We start from the raw sequence: 17,414 nt of genomic DNA, 5'->3' as shown, positions 1-17,414 counted from the left end.
AAGCGTCGCATGTTCGAAAGCTCGCCGGACCTGTCGGTCAGCACGGTGGCGGAGATCGTCCGGCTGGCGCTCGCCCCGGTGTTCCTGCTGAGCGGCATCGGCGCCTTCCTCAATGTCCTCGCATCGCGCCTGTCGCGGATCGTGGACCGGTCGCGGGATATCGAACCGCTGCTGCTCGCCAGCCGCGGCGTGGAGCACGACCGCTGGATCTCCGAGCTCAAGATCCTCGATCGCCGAATGTCGCTGATCAACTGGGCGACGGGCCTTTCCGTCACCTCGGCGATCCTGACCTGCCTGGTCGTCGTCCTGCTGTTCGCCGCCAACCTGGTCCGCACCCGGCTGGGCACGGAGATCGCCTGGCTGTTCATCGCCTCGATGCTGGCGATCGGCGCCGGTTTCGCGACGTTCCTGATTGAAACGACCGTCGCCGCGCGCGCGGTGCGGGTGCGCTCGGAGCTTTTGCAACATACGGTGGACGAGGCCGGTTAGCCCGCTTATCCGCTGCGCCGACCAGTTCAACGGAGCCTTCCGACCTATGACCCGCACCGCCGCGAGCAATGTCCTCGACCGGGTCCTCGTCCTCGAGATGGTTCGCGTCACCGAAGCCGCGGCAATCGCGGCGTCGAGGCTGATCGGGCGGGGCGACGAGAAGGCGGCCGATGCCGCGGCGGTGGAAGCGATGCGCGGTGCGCTCAATGAGCTGCCACTCGACGGCACGGTGGTGATCGGCGAGGGCGAACGCGACGAAGCGCCGATGCTCTACATCGGTGAGCGGGTCGGATCGGCACAGGGCAGCGGCCCCAGGATCGACATCGCGCTCGACCCGCTCGAAGGCACCACGATCACCGCCAAGGCGGGGCCGAACGCGCTGGCGGTGCTGGCGATCGCCGAAAATGGCTGCCTGTTGAACGCGCCGGACACCTACATGGAAAAGCTGGCGGTCGGACCAGGCTACCCCGAGGGCACGATCGACCTCACCCGCCCGGTCAGCGACAACGTCCGTTCGATCGCCAAGGCGAAAGGCGTCGAACCGAGTGAGATCACCGCCTGCGTGCTCGACCGCGAGCGCCACACGGGGATCATCGCCGAGTTGCGCGCGCTCGGCTGCGGCGTCCGGCTGATATCGGACGGCGACGTCGCCGGAGTGATCGCGGTGGCCGACCCGGACACCGGGATCGATGTCTATGTGGGGAGCGGCGGAGCGCCCGAGGGCGTGCTTGCGGCGGCGGCGCTGCGCTGCGTCGGCGGCCAGCTCCAGGGCCGGCTGGTATTCCGCAACGACGACGAGGTCGCGCGGGCGCGCCGTTGGGGCATCGACGACCTCGAGCGGGTCTACACGCTTCAAGACATGGCCAAGGGCGACTGCATCTTCGCCGCGACGGGGGTGACCGACGGCTCGCTGCTGAAGGGGGTTCACCGCAGGAAGGGTTGCGTCACGACGGAGAGCATCGTGATGCGCGCGAGCACCGGCACGATCCGCCGAGTGTCCACAGAATATCACGACCTCAAGCACCGCGGACTCTAGACCGGCGAGTCCCCGGCACTACACTCGGCCCATGGGGGCACCGCTCAACATCGACAGGTCCGTGACCGGTCAGCCATGGCGGTGGCGGCGCGAGCCAGATCCGGCGCTTCCGATGGACGCCTTGGTCGACGAGCTGCTGCTTGCCCGCGGAGTGCCGCGCGAGGATCTGGGCCGGCACCGCGACCCGCGGATCCGCGACTTCCTTCCCGATCCGAGCTGCTTTGCCGACATGGACAAAGGCGCAAAGCGCCTCGCCGACGCCGTGCAGCAAGGCGAGAGGATCGCGATCTTTGGCGATTATGATGTCGACGGCGCGACCAGCGCGGCATTGCTGGTGCTGCTGCTGCGCCGTCTCGGCGCCGATCCGATGATCTACATCCCCGACCGGCTGATGGAGGGTTATGGCCCGTCGGGCAAGGCGCTGGTCGAACTGAAGGAGCGCGGCGCGAGCGTCGCCGTCTGCGTCGACTGCGGTGCGCAGGCCTTCGAGGCGCTGGAGGAGGCGCGGGCAGCCGGCCTCGACGTCATCGTCGTCGACCACCACCAATGCGCGAGCCTGCTCCCGGTGGCGTTGGCGATGATCAATCCCAACCGGCTCGACGAGAGCGAGGACGGCGCGGCGCATGGCCATCTCGCGGCCGTGGGCATGGCCTTCCTGCTTGGCGTCGCGGTGCTGCGCGAGCTCAGGACCCGCGGCTTCTTCGAAGCGCTGGCCGAGCCGAAGATCATCGACCTGCTCGATCTGGTAGCACTCGGCACGGTCGCCGACGTCGCGCGCCTGAAGAGCCTCAACCGCGCATTCGTCACACAGGGCCTAAGGGTCATGGCAGCGCGACAGAATATCGGGCTCGCGGCGCTCGCCGAGGCCGCGCGGCTGGTGAAGCCGCCATCGTGCCGCGACCTGGGCTTCGCGCTCGGGCCCAGGATCAACGCCGGCGGGCGCGTCGGCAAGTCGGACCTTGGTGTCCGGCTATTGACCTGCACCGACCCCGAAGAAGCGCGCACCATTGCTGCCGAGCTCGACCGCCTCAACGAGGAGCGGCGCGCGATCGAGATGCTGGTGTGTGAGCAGGCCGAAGCTTTGGCGGCCGAGCAGAGCGACGCGCCCGTGATCACGGTGATGAGCGGCGGCTGGCACCAGGGCGTGATCGGGATCGTCGCCGGGCGCTTGAAGGAACGGTTCGGGCGCCCGGCGATCGTGATCGCCGAATGCGAAGACGGCAGCGGCAAGGGATCGGGGCGCTCGATCTCGGGCGTCGACCTCGGCGCCGCGGTGCTTGCCGCGAAGGACAGCGGTCTCCTGACCGCGGGCGGCGGACATGCGATGGCCGCCGGGCTGACACTCCCGCCCGGCGGGCTCGAGCCATTCCGCGCCTTCATCGCCGAGCGCCTGGCCGCCGACGTGGAAAAGGCGCGCGGGGACCGGGCGCTGCTGCTCGACGCGCTTCTTGCGCCCGGCGGCGTAGCGGGCGCTTTGTGCGACGCGCTCGATGCCGCTGGCCCGTACGGCGCCGGCTGGCCGAACCCCCGGGTCGCGGCGGGACCGGTGAGGCTGATCAAGACCGGCATCGTCGGCGACGGCCATGTGCGAGGGCTCGGCTGCGGCGACGACGGCAAGAGCTTCAAGTGGATCGCCTTCCGCAGCGCCGCGAGCGCGCTTGGGCAGGCGCTGCTGTCATCGCCCGCCGACCGGCGTTGGTGGCTGGCCGGCACGATCAAGCGCGACGAATGGAACGGCGGCAACGCGGCCGAGATGCACCTCGAGGACGCCGCGCTTGCTTGACCCCGGCCCTGCTTGACCCCCATCGGCCGCTCGCCTAACCGGCGAGCCGCTTTCGTGCGGCCCCATCGTCTAGCGGTCTAGGACGTCGCCCTTTCACGGCGAAAACACGGGTTCGATTCCCGTTGGGGTCACCAGCGACGCACTTTAGCGCAACTTGCAGAGTCCGTTGGGCTCATGTTTGCGTGCAAGCCTGTATCGAGCCGGGGGCCAACCCATGCCTGACATTGGCGACATTCCCGATGTAATCGAAACGCCGAGCGGGCGGATCCTGAGCACCCTCAACTGGCTTCGCGCCGGAGTCCTCGGATCCAATGACGGAATCATCTCGACGGCGGCCATCATCTTCGGCGTGGCGGGCGCCTCGGCTCAACATTCGACACTGATCCTAACCGGCGTTGCGGCGATCGCAGCCGGAGCTCTGTCAATGGCCGCTGGGGAGTACGTGTCGGTCTCAACCCAGCGCGACCTCGAGCGCGCAGAGCTCGAGCGCCAGAAGTTCGATCTCGCAAGCAATCCGGAGCGCGAGCTGCGCGTTCTCGCCCGCCTGTTCGAACAACGCGGAGTAACGCCGGATGTCGCGATGGAGGTGTCGCGGCAGATGAGCGCCAAAGACGCGCTGTCCGTCCACGCTCGCGCCGAGCTCGGGATCGACCCCGAAGCGGTGACCAATCCGTGGGCGGCCGCGGTTGCGTCACTGCTCGCCTTCACGCTCGGCGGCCTGGTTCCGCTCGTCCCGGTCGTCATTGCGCGTCCGGACCTCGCAATCTGGATCTCGGGAATTGCGGTCATGATTGCGCTCGGACTGACCGGCGGGATCGCGGCCAGGCTTGGCCGCATGGCGGCTGGCCCGTCGATCGCCCGCAACGTACTCGGCGGAATAATCGCGATTGGAATTACCTATGGTGTGGGCATGATTGCCGGAACGCAGCTCTAGGCGCCGCTCGGCCGATCAGGCTGGTTCGAATTCCGTCTGCGGAACGGGCGCGGCTTCGTCGATCAGCCCGGTCGATTTGAGTTCCTGCCAGAAATCCGGCGTTATTTTGGTCTTCATTGCGGTGGCATTGGCAAGCACCTGCGTAGAGCTGGCAGCGCCGACGACCAGGGCCGCCGCCACATCCGGCGCAGCGCTGAACTGCAGCGCGGCAGTACGAAGGTCGACGCCGTGGCTATCGGCGACCCGCTGCAGCGCCGCACGCTTCTTGAGCTGGTCTTCGGGGATTCGATAATTCTCGGCGCCGTAATTGTAACGCGGTTTGCCGGCGAGAAAGCCGGCGTTGAGCGACGAGCCGATGACGAAGCTGACCCCTGCCTTACGGGCCCTGGGAAAGACCTCCTCGAGCGCATGCTTGTGATCGGCAAGCGAATATTGGCGGGCCAGAAGGCAGATGTCGGGATCGGCAACTTCCAGACATCTGAGGATCGGCTCGGGACAATTGACGCCCATTCCCCATCCTTTGATCATGCCCTCATCGCGCATCGCGGAAAGCGCTCGAAACGCGCCTTTTTCGGCGACCCCGAAAAGCGTTTCCCAACTTTCCGGCAGCCACATATTGTCGGGCGACAGGTCGTGCACAAAGAGCATGTCGACGCGGTCGATGCCCAACCGTTGCAGACTGTCTTCCAGCGACCGGCGAACGCCGTCGGCGGTATAGTCGAACAGCGGATCGTTGGGTGACGCCGTGAACGGGAAATACTTCTTCGCCTGATTGCCGGGCGACGCCTTCAGGAGCTTCCCGACCTTGGTCGACAATATATATTCATCGCGAGGCTTTTGGTGAAGGAAGCGGCCGAAGCGGCGCTCGCAAAGACCAAGGCCATACCAAGGTGATGTGTCGAAGTAGCGCACGCCTGCTTCCCAGGCTGCTTCGAGGGTCTCTTCGGCTTGCGCGTCGGTGACGAACTCGAATTCGTTGCCGAGCGCGACCCCGCCGAGGCCAAAGCTGACGGGAGGGCGATATTTGTGAAGCTCCATCCGGACACGTCCTTTCTTCTCACGCGGCGGAGACGCGCCACACGACATTGCCGACATCGTCGGCGATGAGCAGCGCGCCGGTCCGGTCGAGGGTGACGCCGACCGGTCGGCCGTGAACCGTCTTGTGATCGGAGGCGAGGAAGCCGGTGACGACGCTGATCGGCTTGCCGCCGGGACGGCCGCCGACAAACGGCACGAAGATCACCTGATAGCCGTTCAACGGAGTGCGGTCCCAGCTGCCATGCTCGCCGACAAAGGCGCCGTTGGCGAAGGCCGGCGCGAGCGTCTGGCCCTGGCTGAATGTCAGCCCAAGCGCCGCGACGTGCGAGCTGAGCCCGTAATCGGGCTTGATTGCCTTCGCCACCATATCCGGGTTTTGGGGATGAACCCGCACATCCACATGCTGTCCCCAATAACTGTAGGGCCAGCCGTAAAAGCCGCCTTGTTTGATCGAGGTCAGATAGTCGGGAACGAGGTCGGGTCCGATCTCGTCGCGCTCGTTGACCACCGCGAACAGCCGGCCCGTGCCCGGCTGAATCGCGAGGTTGGTCGGATTGCGCGTCCCCGACGCATAGATGCGCTTGGCCCCGGTCAGCCGGTCGACCTCGTAAATCGCGGCCCGTCCCGCCTCGACGTCGATCCCGTTCTCGGTGATGTTGCTGTTGGAGCCGACGCCGACATAGAGCTTCGATCCGTCTGGGCTGGCGACCAGCGACTTGGTCCAGTGGTGATCGATCTCGCCCGCCGGAAGGTCCGTCAGCTTGACTCCGGGCGCGGTGATCTTCGTCTGCCCGGGCGTGAACGGGAAGGCGAGGATCGCGTCGGTGTCAGCGACGTAGAGCGTGCCGTCGACGTAAGCGACCCCGTAAGGCGAGTGGAGATGGTCGACCAGAATCGTCTTCAGTTCGGGCACGCCGTCGCCATTGATATCGCGCAGCAGAGTGATCCGATTTCCGCCCTTGCCGCCGGCGCCCGCCCGGCCCTTGACCCGTCCGGTGATATAATCCTTGGGACGGAACGGCAGGGTGCCGGGGCCATTGGTCTCGACCACCAGAATGTCGCCGTTGGGCAAACTATAGACGATGCGCGGATGCAAAAGCCCGGTGGCCATGGCCTGGATGCGAAGGCCGGCGGGAACGGTCGGAGCTTCGCCCGGTTTCCAGCCAATTGCTTGCGGAACGCTCATCGGCGGAAGCAGATATTGGTGCGGCTTGGGCAAATACGGGTTGGGCCCATATTGCCGCATCGGATCGCCGCCCTTTTGATCGCACGCGGCAAGGACGCAAAGGGCAAGCAGCGCCGAGGTTGTCCGAAGCGAAAAGCCGGTCATGGCCGATCTCCCTCTGGTCGCGCGGACTGTCAGCCGGGCCGGCTCACGCGCCACACGGTGTTGCCGGCATCGTCGGCGATGAGCAGCGCACCGGTTCGGTCGATCGCGACACCCACGGGCCGCCCGCGAATGGTCTTGCCGTCGGCTGCGACGAAGCCGCTGACGAGCGTCCTCGGCGGCCCGCTTGGCCGGCCGTTGACGAACGGGACGAATACGACCTTGTAGCCATTGAGCGGGCTTCGGTCCCAGCTGCCGTGCTCGCCGATGAACGCGCCGTTGGCCATTGCCGGGGCGAGACGCTGGCCGGTGCTGAAGGTGAGGCCAAGCGGAGCGACGTGCGAGCTCAGCGCATAATCGGGCGGTATCGCCTTTGCGACCATGTCGGGGCGCTGCGGATGGACGCGAATGTCCACATGCTGGCCATAATAGCTGTAGGGCCAGCCGTAAAAGGCGCCGTCCCTCACCGACGTCAGATAATCGGGCACGAGGTCGGGCCCGATCTCATCGCGCTCGTTGGCGATTGCCCACAGCGTCTTCGTTTGCGGCTCGAAGGCGACGCCGGTCGGATTGCGGATGCCCGACGCATAGATGCGCTTGGCGCCGGTCAGCCGGTCGACCTCGTAAACGGCGGCGCGGCCATATTCGACGTCGATCCCGTTCTCGGTGATATTGCTGTTGGAGCCGACGCCGACATAGAGCTTCGATCCGTCGGGGCCGGCGACAAGCGACTTGGTCCAGTGGTGGTCGATCGGGCCCGCGGGCAGGTCGGTCAACTGAACTCCGGGCTGCGTGATGCGGGTTTCGCCCGGCGTGTAGGGAAATTGCAGGATGCCGTCGGTATCGGCGACGTAAAGCGTGTTCCCGACCAGCGCGATTCCGAACGGCGAGTTCAAATGGTCGAGGAAGATGGTGCGCAGCTCCGGCTTGCCGTCGCCGTTGGCGTCGCGCAGCAAGGTGATGCGATTGCCGCCGGGGGCGCCGGCGCCGGCGCGATTGACGACCGGTCCAGTGACATAGTCCTTGGGCCGGAAATTTACGGTTGGCGGCGCATTGGCTTCGACGACCAGGATGTCGCCGTTGGGCAGCGGATAGACGATGCGGGGATGCATGAAGCCGGTCGCGACCGCTTGGATCGCCAGTCCGTGAGGGACCGTCGGCGTCTCCCCCGCCTTCCAGCCGACGTAGAGCGGTACTCTCATCGGCGGCACCACGAATTGTCGCGGCGCGGGAAGCTCGGGGTTTGAGCCGTATTGCTTGCTCGGGTCGCCGCCCTGCGGCGCGCAGGCCGACAGCGCCGCAAACGAGCACAGGCTCATCAAGGATGCGCGGTTCATGACCGATCCGCCCTGGCAGGAATACGGATCGCGGTGACGCTCCAACCGCGCCAGCCGATGATCGTGAGGCACACGGCGACGACGACGGAAAGGATCAGCCCCTGCGGAACGACCGACGTCCACGCGTCGCGGCTGTGGATGAACACGTTAAGCAGCGACAACAGCGCCGCCCCCGCCAACGCGCCCAAATGAACCCAACTCACCCTCCCCGCTCGGCCGAGGGCGATGTCGAGCAAAAGCGCGATCCCGGCCAACAGCGCCAGAAGCAACCCGGCGGTGATTAGCCAGACCGAGAAATTGGCCCACTGCATGTTGGCGGTCTGCGAATAGAAGATGTCGGTCACGAGGGCGCCGATCAGAAGCGTCGCACCGCCCGCGATCAGGTGCGGGTGCCATAGCCGCGGCTCGCGGGTCTGGTGGGCGGAAGTCTCCATCACTCATTCCTTCCTTGTCGATGGCGAACGAACTGGGCGGCGCGCGGTGCTTCAACCCTGCGTCGTGCGGGTCGCCTCGAACAGGAACCAGGTCCGGCGCTCGGCTTCGTCGATCCACACTTCGAGCAGGCTGGCGGTCGCGACGTCGTCATGCTCGTCGCACAGCGCGTGCGTGCGCCGCATTTCACCGGCGAGCTGCTTGTTGTCCTCGCGCAGCTCCGCAAGCATGTCGCGCGGCGTGACGAACTCCGAGTCGTTGTCGAGCAACCGCTTGCGGGCCGCGATCTGGCCGACCGACCGGAGGGTGGTTGCGCCGATCTTGCGCACGCGCTCGGCGATCGGGTCCGTGGTCGCGAAGATCTGGTCAGCCTGCTCGTCGAGCAGCAGGTGATAGTCGCGAAAGTGCGGGCCCGACACGTGCCAGTGAAAGTTCTTCGTCTTCACATAGAGCGCGAACATGTCGGCGAGGAGCGCATTGAGCGCGCCCGAAATGTCGCGGACCGCGTCGGCCGGAAGGTCGGTCGGAGTCCCCAGCTCTTCATTGCGCAGGATCAGCAGTTCTTCCAGGTGCATCGGAAATTTCCTTCCGTCAGGCTGCGAGGTCGAGCATGCCCGCATCACGCTGCGCGAGCTTGCCGATGGCGGACCAATCCATGTGCTCGCCGCCGCTGGCCATCAGCTCCACGAAGCGATCGTGGAGAAGGCTGAGCAGGGGCATGGGAACGCCGAGCTTCTCGCTCGCCGCGATCGCCAGGCGGATATCCTTGAACCCCAGCGGCGCCGCGAAGCCGACCGGCGCCGGCTGCTCCGAAACCGCCAGTTCGCCGTACGTCTTGTAGGCAGGCGCATTGAACATCGTCGTCGTCAGGAACTCGACATAGTCCGCTTTGTCGATGCCGCCCTTGGCGACCAGCGCCACCGCTTCGCCGAGCGATTCCATGACCGAGGCGAAAAGGAAGTTGACGCTGAGCTTCACCATATTGGCGTTGCTTGGCTTGACGCCGAAACGGGTGGTCTGGCGCCCCACGGCACTGAGCAAGGGTGCGACCGCATTGACCGCTTCGTCTGCACCGGCGGCGATCACGAATAGCTGTCCTTCGGCAGCGAGGTTCGGCCGTCCGAGGACGGTCGCGGCGACATAGCCCTGGCCGGCATCGGCATGCGCGGCGGCCAGGCGATCCGACAGGTCGATACTGATCGTACTGGAGGAGACGTGAACGGCGCCCTTTCGCAAGCTGTCGATGATCCCAAGCCTACCAAAGACGACGCTTTCGACCGCCTCGTCGTTCGACAGCATCGTGACGACGGCGTCGCCATCGCAAGCCTCGCCGACGTCGGCCGCGACCTTTGCACCCGCGGCTTCGAGGTCGGCCGATTTCCCGGGCGTGCGGTTGAACACGGTCACCTCATGGCCGGACTTGATCAGGCTTCCGGCCATTCCGCGGCCCATATGTCCGAGGCCAATGAATCCGATGCGCATGCGTGGCTCCAAATCTGGGTTGTCGGTTGCGCGAAGCGGTGAGCGGGGGCGACAGAACCGATCCGGGCAACCGACCCGCCATACTTACGTCGCCGCGCCTGTCCTTCCGGCGTGCAAGAGATGACGATTCGGTAAGCTTAACGTTGTGCGAGCGTGGAAGGCTCCAGCGAATCTCCGCCGAGCGTCGTGTACAGCGTGGCGAGGTTGGCCGCGGCGGTGAACCTGATCGCGACGACCAGCTGCTGAGCCGCATAATATGAGCGCTGTGAGACGAGCGTGCTGAGGAAAGGATCAATCCCCTCGCGGTAACGCGCTTGCTCGAGCCGGTAGGTCTCGGCGGCTGACTGCTCGTCGCGCGTGATTGCGCCAAGCTGGTCGTCAATCGTGCCGCGCCGCGCCAGCGCATCGGCGACTTCGCGGAAGGCGGTTTGAATCGACTTCTGGTAAGTTGCGAGCGCCGCGTCGCGCTGGGCTTCGCTCAGGCGGACGTTCGCGTGTCCGGCTCCGCCCTGAAATATCGAATAGCTGGCGCCGAGCCCGCCGCTCCACGCGAATGCGCCGCCGGTGAACAGGTTCGCGAGCGCGTTGGCTGCAAAGCCGAGCAATCCGGTCAGCGAGATTCGCGGGAAGAGGGCCGCCCGCGCCGCTCCGATATCCGCGTTCGAGGCCCGCAATTGATATTCAGCTTCGACCACATCGGGCCGGCGGAGCAGGACTTCGGAGCTCACGCCCGCGGGGAGTTCGGCGATGTTGCTCGCTGCTTCGTCGATGTTCGCAGGAAGGAGGCTCGGCGAAATCTCCGCGCCGACCAGCAGTCTCAGCGCGTTGACATCCTGCGCAACAGCGGTTCGCTCCTGCGCTTCGTCGGCTTGGGCGGTCTCGAGGATCTGTTGCGCCTGGAGCAAGTCGGTCTTCGGAGCGATGCCCCCGTCGAGCCGCAACTGGGTCAGCTGTACCGTCTTTTCGCCGCTCGAAACCGTGTTTTGCGCGATCTGGAGCAGGCTCGCATCCGCGGCATAAGTGAGCCACCCGATGGCGATATCGCCGACGAGCGCGAGCCGGGTGGCGCGCGCCGCGGATTCGGTCGCAAAGTAGCGATCGAGCTGGGCGTGCGTAAGCGAGCGAATGCGGCCGAACAGGTCGAGCTCGAAACTCGGCACTCCTACGTTCACCGAAACTTCCCGGGCACTCGTGACGTTGCTCGCTGTTGCGCCGGCACTCGCATTGATTTGCGGCAGGAGCGCAGCCCGCTGGATCCGGTATTGGGCGCGCGCTGCCGCGATATTGGCCGCGGCGAGCTTGAGGTCCTGATTGTTGGCCAGCGCTTGCCCGATCAACGCCTGCAGCCGAGGGTCGCGGAAGATCTGCGCGTAGGTGACTGTAGGAAGCGCAGCCTCGCTCTGCTTGAGATAGGCGTCACCCACCGGCCAGGACGCCGGAATCGCCGCTTCCGGCCGGGCATATTTGGGTTCCATCGTGGTGCAGCCGGCAAGCAGCATCGCGACCACCCTAATCGAGCGTTTCATGTCCTTGCCTCCTGCCGGCCGCGGAAGTGCGCGCGAATGGCTGCGAACGCGCCATGGATGCCGGTGCGCACCAGAACGAAGAAGAGTGGAATGTAGAAGATCGCGAGGATGGTCGCGGTCACCATGCCGCCGACGACGGACGTGCCGATGGCGATCCGGCTGTTCGCACCAGCGCCGGTCGAGATGGCGAGCGGGAGCACGCCGAAGATGAAGGCGAAGCTGGTCATGACGATCGGGCGAAGGCGGAGGCGGGCCGCTTCGAGCGCCGAATCGAGCACGCCCTTGCCTTCCTCCTTTTCGGCCCGTTCGGCGAATTCGATCATCAGGATCGCGTTCTTTGCCGCGAGGCCCATGGTCGTGAGCAGGCCGATCTGGAGATAGACGTCATTCTCCAACCCACGCAGCGTAACCGCGAAGACGGCGCCAACCAGTCCGAGTGGAATGACGAGCAGGACGGCAAGCGGGATCGACCAGCTTTCGTAGAGCGCGGCGAGGCACAGGAACACGACGATTAGCGAGATTGCGTAAAGCAGCGGCGCTTGTCCGGACGAGAGCAGTTGCTGGAACGATGCGCCCGACCACGCAACGCTGACGCCGGGAAATTGCGAGGCAAGCCGCGAAATTTCGGTCATCGCCTGGCCCGAGCTCTGGCCCGGCGCAGCATTGCCCTGGAATTCAAACGCGGGATTCCCGTTGAAGCGCCACAGGTTGACCGACGCGACACCCCAACCGGTCTGGGCGAAGGTCGCGAACGAAACCATTTCGCCAAGATTGTTGCGGACCGACCATTGGTCGATGTCGGATGGAGCGGCGCGATACTGGGCGTCGCCCTGGACATAGACGCGCTTCACTCGGCCACGGTCGATGAAGTCGTTGACGTAATTGCCGCCCCACGCTGCCGTCAGCGTGGTGTTCACGTCGTTGCTCTGCACGCCGTAGGTGTTGAGCGCTTCCTCATTCACGTTGACGTTGAGCGTCGGCGTATCCGGTAATTGGGAAAGCCGGACCGAGGACAGCAAGGGATCGCTCGTCGCCGAGGCAAGCAACTGGTCGCGGACAGCGTTGAACTGAGTCTGGCTCATGCCGGCGGCATTCTCCAGCTCCATGGTGAACCCCGAGGACTGGCCCAAACCGCGGATCGGAGGAGGAACGAGGGCGAAAACCTGCGCATCGCGAAAGCCGCGGAACGCCGCGCTCGCGCGCTTCACGATTGCGTCGGCACTATTCTGCGAGCCCTTGCGCACGCTGTAGTCGGCGAGATTGATGAATGCTTGCCCGGCATTCTGGCCGCTCAAGCCCTGGCCGCCACCGGCAAGCGTGAAATAGGCGGAGACGTTCTTGCTCTCGGGGCCCTTGAGGAAATAGTTCTCGACCGCCCTCTGCACCTCGCGGGTGCGGCCGAGGGTCGCGCCCGCGGGCAATCGGAACTGGACCGTGACGACGCCTTGGTCCTCGCCGGGAATGAAGCCGGTCGGGAGCCGGACAAACATGGCGACCAGGGCGGCGCCGATGAGGCCATAGATGGCGAGGAAGAGCCACTTGCGATTGACGGCGGTGCCGACCTTTGCGACATACCAGTCGCGGCCCGCGTCGAATGCATTATTGAAGCGGTTGCGGGCATGCTCCATCAGCAATTCGGCTTTGGATTGCTGCGGCGGGTCGGCCGTCCGCGCCCGGAGCAATGTGGCGGCAAGAGCCGGGCTCAGCGTCAGCGCGACGAATACGGACAGCGCCATTGCCGAGACGATCGTCGCGGAGAACTGGCGGTAGATGACGCCTGTCGATCCGCCAAAAAAGATCATCGGAAGGAACACCGCCGATAGCACCAGCGCGATGGCGACCAGCGCGATCTGGATCTGGTCCATCGACTGGATCGTCGCCTCGCGCGGGCTCATGCCGGGATTTTCCTCGAGCAGGCGCTCCACGTTCTCAACGACGACGATCGCATCGTCGACCAGCAGGCCGATCGCGAGCACCAGGCCGAAAAGCGTCATCGTGTTGATCGAAAAACCGATCAGGTCGAGCACGCCGAACGTGCCGAGCAGCACGACCGGAATGGCGACCGCGGGGATGATCGTCGTGCGCCAGCTTTGTAGAAACACGAACATCACGAGGATCACGAGGGCCATGGCCTCGATCAGCGTCTTGACGACTTCGATGACCGAAAGCTTGATGAAGCTGGTGGTGTCGTAGGCGTAGGAGAATTTGTAGCCGGGCGGGAAGCTTTTCGCGATCTGCTGCACCGTCTGCTTGACCAGCGCGGCCGTCTTGAGCGCGTCGGCACCCGGGGCGGTGAAGATCGCCATCCCCGCCCCCGGATGCCCATCCACCCGGCTGAAGATGTTGTAATTGTCGGCGCCGAGCTCGACACGCGCGACGTCGGACAGCAGCACGCGCGCGCCGGTAGGATCGGACTTGACGATGATGTTGCGGAACTGCTCCGGCGTCTGCAGTTTGGACTGCGCCGTGACCGTGGCGTCGAGCATCTGGGTGGTGGGCTGCGGCTGACCGCCGACCTCTCCGGCCGCAACCTGGACGTTCTGCGCGTTGATCGCGCTGATCACGTCGCTCGGCATCAGGCTGTAGGTCTGCAGGCGGCCCGGGTCGAGCCACACGCGCATCGCATATTGCGAGCCGAACATGCTGATGTTGCCGACGCCGGCGAGGCGCCCGACCTGATACTGCATATTGTTGACCAGCCAGTCGCCGATATCGACGTTCGTGGCTCGGTTGGTCTCGTCGTAAACGCCGACGATCAGGAGGATGTCAGGATTCGATTTGGTGACTCGGACGCCCTGCTGCTGCACCTGCTGCGGCAGGCGCGAAATCGAGGCCTGGATGCTGTTTTGCACCTGCATCTGCGCGACGTCGGGATTGGTGCCTTTGGCAAAGGTCGCGGTGATCGAAACTTGGCCGTTCGAGTTGGACGAAGAGTTGAAATAGAGCAGGCCGTCGATGCCGGTCAGCTGCTGTTCGAGAATCTGCGTGACGCTGTTCTGGAGTATGTCGGCAGACGCACCGGGATAGGTGGCGTTGATGCTCACCTGCGGCGGCGCGATGTCCGGATATTGGGCGATCGGGAGCTGCGTGATGGCGCCTGCGCCAAGCAGCATGATGAGGATGGCGATGACCCAGGCGAAGATGGGCCGGTCGATGAATATCCGTGACATCCGCCGTCACGATCGGCTGGGATTGGATTGGAGAGTCTTAGCCGGCGGCGCCTGGATGCGCTGCGGCGCATTGGCGGACACTGGCCGGACGGGTTCGTTGGGCCGGAGGTTGGCCGTGCCCTGCGTAATGATCTTGTCGCCCGGCTGAAGTCCGCCGGTGACGACCCAGTTTGCGCCCTCGGTCCGGTCGGCGACGACCATCTTCTGCTCGGCCTTGTTGCCCGGGCCGACAATCCAAACGGTCGCATTGCCCTGCGGGTCGCGCGAAAGCGCCGGCTGAGGTACCAGGATCGCCTGAGTGTCGATGGCCTGCGCAAAGCGGGCTTTGACGAACATGCCCGGCAGCAGGATGTTGTCCGGATTGGGAAAGCTCGCGCGAAGAGTTACGGTCCCCGTGTTCAGATCGACGATCACCTGGCTGAATTCGACCGTGCCGGTGACGCCATAATCGGTGCCGTCGGGCAGGAGCAGCCGAACCTGCGCCGTCGTCGGCTGCACGCCGCCCTGCGCGAGCGACCGCCGAAGCGAGAGCAGGTCCGCGGCCGACTGCTGTATATCCACATAGACCGGGTCGAGACGCGTAATCGTGGTCAATGAATCGGTCTGGCCGGATGTGACGAGCGCGCCTTCGGTGAAGGCCGAAAGCCCGACGCGGCCGCTGATCGGGGCCGGGACCCGCGTGAAGCGGACGTTGATCTGCGCTGTTCGAAGCGCCGCGGCGTTTTGGGCGATGGCTGCGTTGGCCATGCGCGCCTGGGAAACCGCGGTCGTATAATCCTGCTGGGCGACGGCCTGCATTTGGGCCAGCGGCTTGTAGCGCGTGGCAAGCGCGTTCGCCGCTTCCGCATTGGCTCGCGCGCTCTGGAGGTTGGCCGACGCCTGGGCCGCCGCGGCATGATAGAGGCTCGGGTCGATCTGATAGAGCGTCTGCCCCTGGCGAACGATCGCGCCTTCCTGGAACAGTCGGCGAAGGATCACGCCGGAAACCTGCGGGCGGACTTCGGAGATCTGGAACGCGGCCACCCGTCCCGGGAGATCCTGTACAATCGGGACGCTGCTTGCCTGCGCGACCACGTAGCCGACCGCCACCGGCCCGCCGGCCATGCCGGATCGAGCAGTCTGCGCTTCGCTCTTGGTGCACGCGGCAAGCGCAAGCATGCCGGCGGTCGCAAGGATTTGGATCGTCATTCGTGTCGGCATCGTCGTCGCCTCCCTGAAATGCGGCGAGACCTCGGCTAGCGAGTGAACGGAATGTGATGGTCTCGCCGGTTGTCGGGTGCGCGGTCGCCCGGTTGGGCGGGGAGCGGGGGGAATCCCGGGGGACTGCGCGACCCGACAAATGGCCTTTTACGGGTGCGAGCCTAACGGCCCTCCGTGCACCGCATGACGGTTCGGTAATTTATCATTCGGCCGCCCGACTCGCGCCGCACGAGCGGCTGTAAGAGGAGCAGCAGAGGCAGTGTGCACAACGTCAGCACCGTCATCAGTCGGAAATCGTCGACGTAGGCAGCCATGGCGGCCTGACGGTGCATCAGCAGCGTCGCATGACGGGCTGGCGATGTCGCGAGACCGGCGTCGCCGACCCGGATGTTGCGGGTCAGAAGCGTTGCCATGATCGAGATGCCGGTCGACCCGCCGATGTTCCGCGCGAGATTGAACAGGCTCGTACCCGCCGTTCGCTGGCGCGCGTCCAAAGTGGCGAATGCGACCGTGTTCAGCGGAACGAAGATGAGTCCGAGCCCGATCCCCTGCACCACGCCGCTGACGATCACTGGGGCTTGGCCCATGCTCAAGGTGAACAGCGACATCTGATAAGAGGCGCAGGCGAGGAGGCCGAGGCCAATTCCGGCAAGAATGCGCGTGTCGACTCGCCCGACAAGGCGCCCCGCGACCAGCATCGTCACCAGCGTGCCCGCGCCCCGCGGCGCCATCAACAGGCCCGTGTCGAAAGTCGAATAGCCGAGCAGGTCCTGCAGCAGCGGCGGGAGGAGCGACAGACCGGCAAAGAGCATCATTCCCGAGACGCCCATGAATATGAGGCCTCCGGTGAAGTTCCGGTCGCTGAACATGCGCGGATCGAACAGCGGTCTGCGCGCCTTCAGGATGTGCACAATGAACATCGCCAGCCCGCCAGCGGCGGCGGCTATTCCGACGCCGATTTGCCAGCTCGCGAGCCAATGCAGCTGCGATCCGCGATCGAGCACCAGTTGGAGGCTGGCGAGGCCGATTGCCAGCAGCGCAAATCCCGACACGTCGAAACGTCGCTTCAAGCGCGGAGTATCCGGCATCGAATACCAGGTCAGCAGCGCAGCGATCGCACCCACCGGCACGTTGATCAGGAACACCCACCGCCAGTCATATTGCTGCGTCAGCCAACCACCGAGCATCGGACCGAGGATCGGACCGACCATGACGCCGGCTCCGAACAGCGCCATCGCGCGTCCTCGCCTGGCGGGCGGGTTGATATCGAGCAGGGTGGACTGAGCGAGCGGGACCAGAAAGGCACCGGCTACGCCCTGGACTGTGCGGAACAGCACCATCTGGCCGATCGTCTGCCCAACCGCGCACAATGCCGACGCAGCGACGAACGCGATGATTGATGCAATGAACAGCGGCTTTCGACCGGAACGGTCGGCCAGCCAACCGGTGATCGGCGTCGCGATCGCCGCCGCCACAATATACGAGGTCAGGACCCAATCGATCTCGTCCTGGGTCGCGCCGAGGCTGACCTGCATATGCGGCAGGGCGACATTGGCGATGGTCATGTCCAGCAACTGCATGAGCATGCCGAGGATCACGCCGAGGGTGACCATGGCATGGCGGACTGGAGACATGCCCTCCAGCTGCTTGGTCATTGCGC

General features: G+C 65.3%; 14 protein-coding genes and 1 tRNA gene. 5 read left to right on the top strand and 10 right to left on the bottom strand.

Translation table 11 applies throughout. The features are described 5' to 3' along the window. Positions 1 to 9 precede the first annotated feature (9 nt). From ACJ8FR_RS00615 to ACJ8FR_RS00595, 5 genes are all read left to right on the top strand, one after another. Positions 10 to 489, top strand: a complete 480-nt coding sequence (locus ACJ8FR_RS00615) for a DUF2721 domain-containing protein (protein ID WP_407826662.1) — start codon at positions 10 to 12, stop codon at positions 487 to 489. A 46-nt stretch (positions 490 to 535) separates the two neighbouring features. Then, positions 536 to 1,525, top strand: coding sequence for a class II fructose-bisphosphatase (glpX, locus tag ACJ8FR_RS00610; protein WP_407826661.1), 990 nt, complete (start codon positions 536 to 538; stop codon positions 1,523 to 1,525). Positions 1,526 to 1,556: 31 nt separating this feature from the next. Beyond that, a complete protein-coding gene (recJ, locus tag ACJ8FR_RS00605; RefSeq protein WP_407826660.1) occupies positions 1,557 to 3,308 on the top strand; it encodes a single-stranded-DNA-specific exonuclease RecJ in 1,752 nt (583 codons plus the stop codon). Between the two features lie 58 nt (positions 3,309 to 3,366). Further along, positions 3,367 to 3,442, top strand: a tRNA-Glu gene (locus ACJ8FR_RS00600). An 80-nt stretch (positions 3,443 to 3,522) separates the two neighbouring features. Continuing rightward, positions 3,523 to 4,242 carry a VIT1/CCC1 transporter family protein gene (locus ACJ8FR_RS00595; protein WP_407826659.1) on the top strand — a complete coding sequence of 240 codons (720 nt, stop codon included), beginning with the start codon at positions 3,523 to 3,525 and terminating at the stop codon, positions 4,240 to 4,242. A 15-nt stretch (positions 4,243 to 4,257) separates the two neighbouring features. Here the strand turns inward: ACJ8FR_RS00595 and ACJ8FR_RS00590 are convergent, their stop codons facing one another. The 10 genes from ACJ8FR_RS00590 to ACJ8FR_RS00545 all read right to left on the bottom strand — a co-directional run bounded on the left by ACJ8FR_RS00590 (position 4,258) and on the right by ACJ8FR_RS00545 (position 17,409). Beyond that, a complete protein-coding gene (locus ACJ8FR_RS00590) occupies positions 4,258 to 5,280 on the bottom strand; it encodes an aldo/keto reductase (protein WP_407826658.1) in 1,023 nt (340 codons plus the stop codon). Between the two features lie 19 nt (positions 5,281 to 5,299). Beyond that, positions 5,300 to 6,610 (bottom strand): PQQ-dependent sugar dehydrogenase, encoded by a 1,311-nt coding sequence (locus ACJ8FR_RS00585; protein WP_407826657.1) that lies wholly within the window; start codon positions 6,608 to 6,610, stop codon positions 5,300 to 5,302. A gap of 29 nt (positions 6,611 to 6,639) precedes the next feature. Continuing rightward, a complete protein-coding gene (locus tag ACJ8FR_RS00580) occupies positions 6,640 to 7,944 on the bottom strand; it encodes a PQQ-dependent sugar dehydrogenase (RefSeq protein ID WP_407826656.1) in 1,305 nt (434 codons plus the stop codon). Further along, a complete protein-coding gene (locus ACJ8FR_RS00575) occupies positions 7,941 to 8,378 on the bottom strand; it encodes a DUF2231 domain-containing protein (RefSeq protein WP_407826655.1) in 438 nt (145 codons plus the stop codon). Before ACJ8FR_RS00575 ends, ACJ8FR_RS00580 begins: the two co-directional genes overlap by 4 nt. Positions 8,379 to 8,429: 51 nt before the next feature. Next, positions 8,430 to 8,951 carry a Dps family protein gene (locus tag ACJ8FR_RS00570; RefSeq protein ID WP_407826654.1) on the bottom strand — a complete coding sequence of 174 codons (522 nt, stop codon included), beginning with the start codon at positions 8,949 to 8,951 and terminating at the stop codon, positions 8,430 to 8,432. A 16-nt stretch (positions 8,952 to 8,967) separates the two neighbouring features. After that, positions 8,968 to 9,858 (bottom strand): NAD(P)-dependent oxidoreductase, encoded by an 891-nt coding sequence (locus ACJ8FR_RS00565; RefSeq protein ID WP_407826653.1) that lies wholly within the window; start codon positions 9,856 to 9,858, stop codon positions 8,968 to 8,970. Between the two features lie 137 nt (positions 9,859 to 9,995). Then, entirely contained in the window at positions 9,996 to 11,384 is a 1,389-nt protein-coding gene (locus ACJ8FR_RS00560; RefSeq protein ID WP_407826652.1) for an efflux transporter outer membrane subunit, read from the bottom strand. After that, a complete protein-coding gene (locus ACJ8FR_RS00555) occupies positions 11,381 to 14,554 on the bottom strand; it encodes an efflux RND transporter permease subunit (protein ID WP_407826651.1) in 3,174 nt (1,057 codons plus the stop codon). Before ACJ8FR_RS00555 ends, ACJ8FR_RS00560 begins: the two co-directional genes overlap by 4 nt. Positions 14,555 to 14,560: 6 nt before the next feature. Beyond that, positions 14,561 to 15,754 (bottom strand): efflux RND transporter periplasmic adaptor subunit, encoded by a 1,194-nt coding sequence (locus tag ACJ8FR_RS00550; protein WP_407826650.1) that lies wholly within the window; start codon positions 15,752 to 15,754, stop codon positions 14,561 to 14,563. Positions 15,755 to 15,915: 161 nt separating this feature from the next. After that, on the bottom strand, positions 15,916 to 17,409 hold the full coding sequence (locus tag ACJ8FR_RS00545; RefSeq protein ID WP_407826649.1) for a DHA2 family efflux MFS transporter permease subunit: 1,494 nt from the start codon (positions 17,407 to 17,409) through the stop codon (positions 15,916 to 15,918). Positions 17,410 to 17,414 lie beyond the last annotated feature (5 nt).

This window comes from Sphingomonas sp., from assembly GCF_045810705.1.
Taxonomy (GTDB): Bacteria; Pseudomonadota; Alphaproteobacteria; order Sphingomonadales; family Sphingomonadaceae; genus Sphingomicrobium.
Note: the sequence above shows the minus strand (reverse complement) of the source record. Positions and strands in the feature narration are given on the sequence as shown.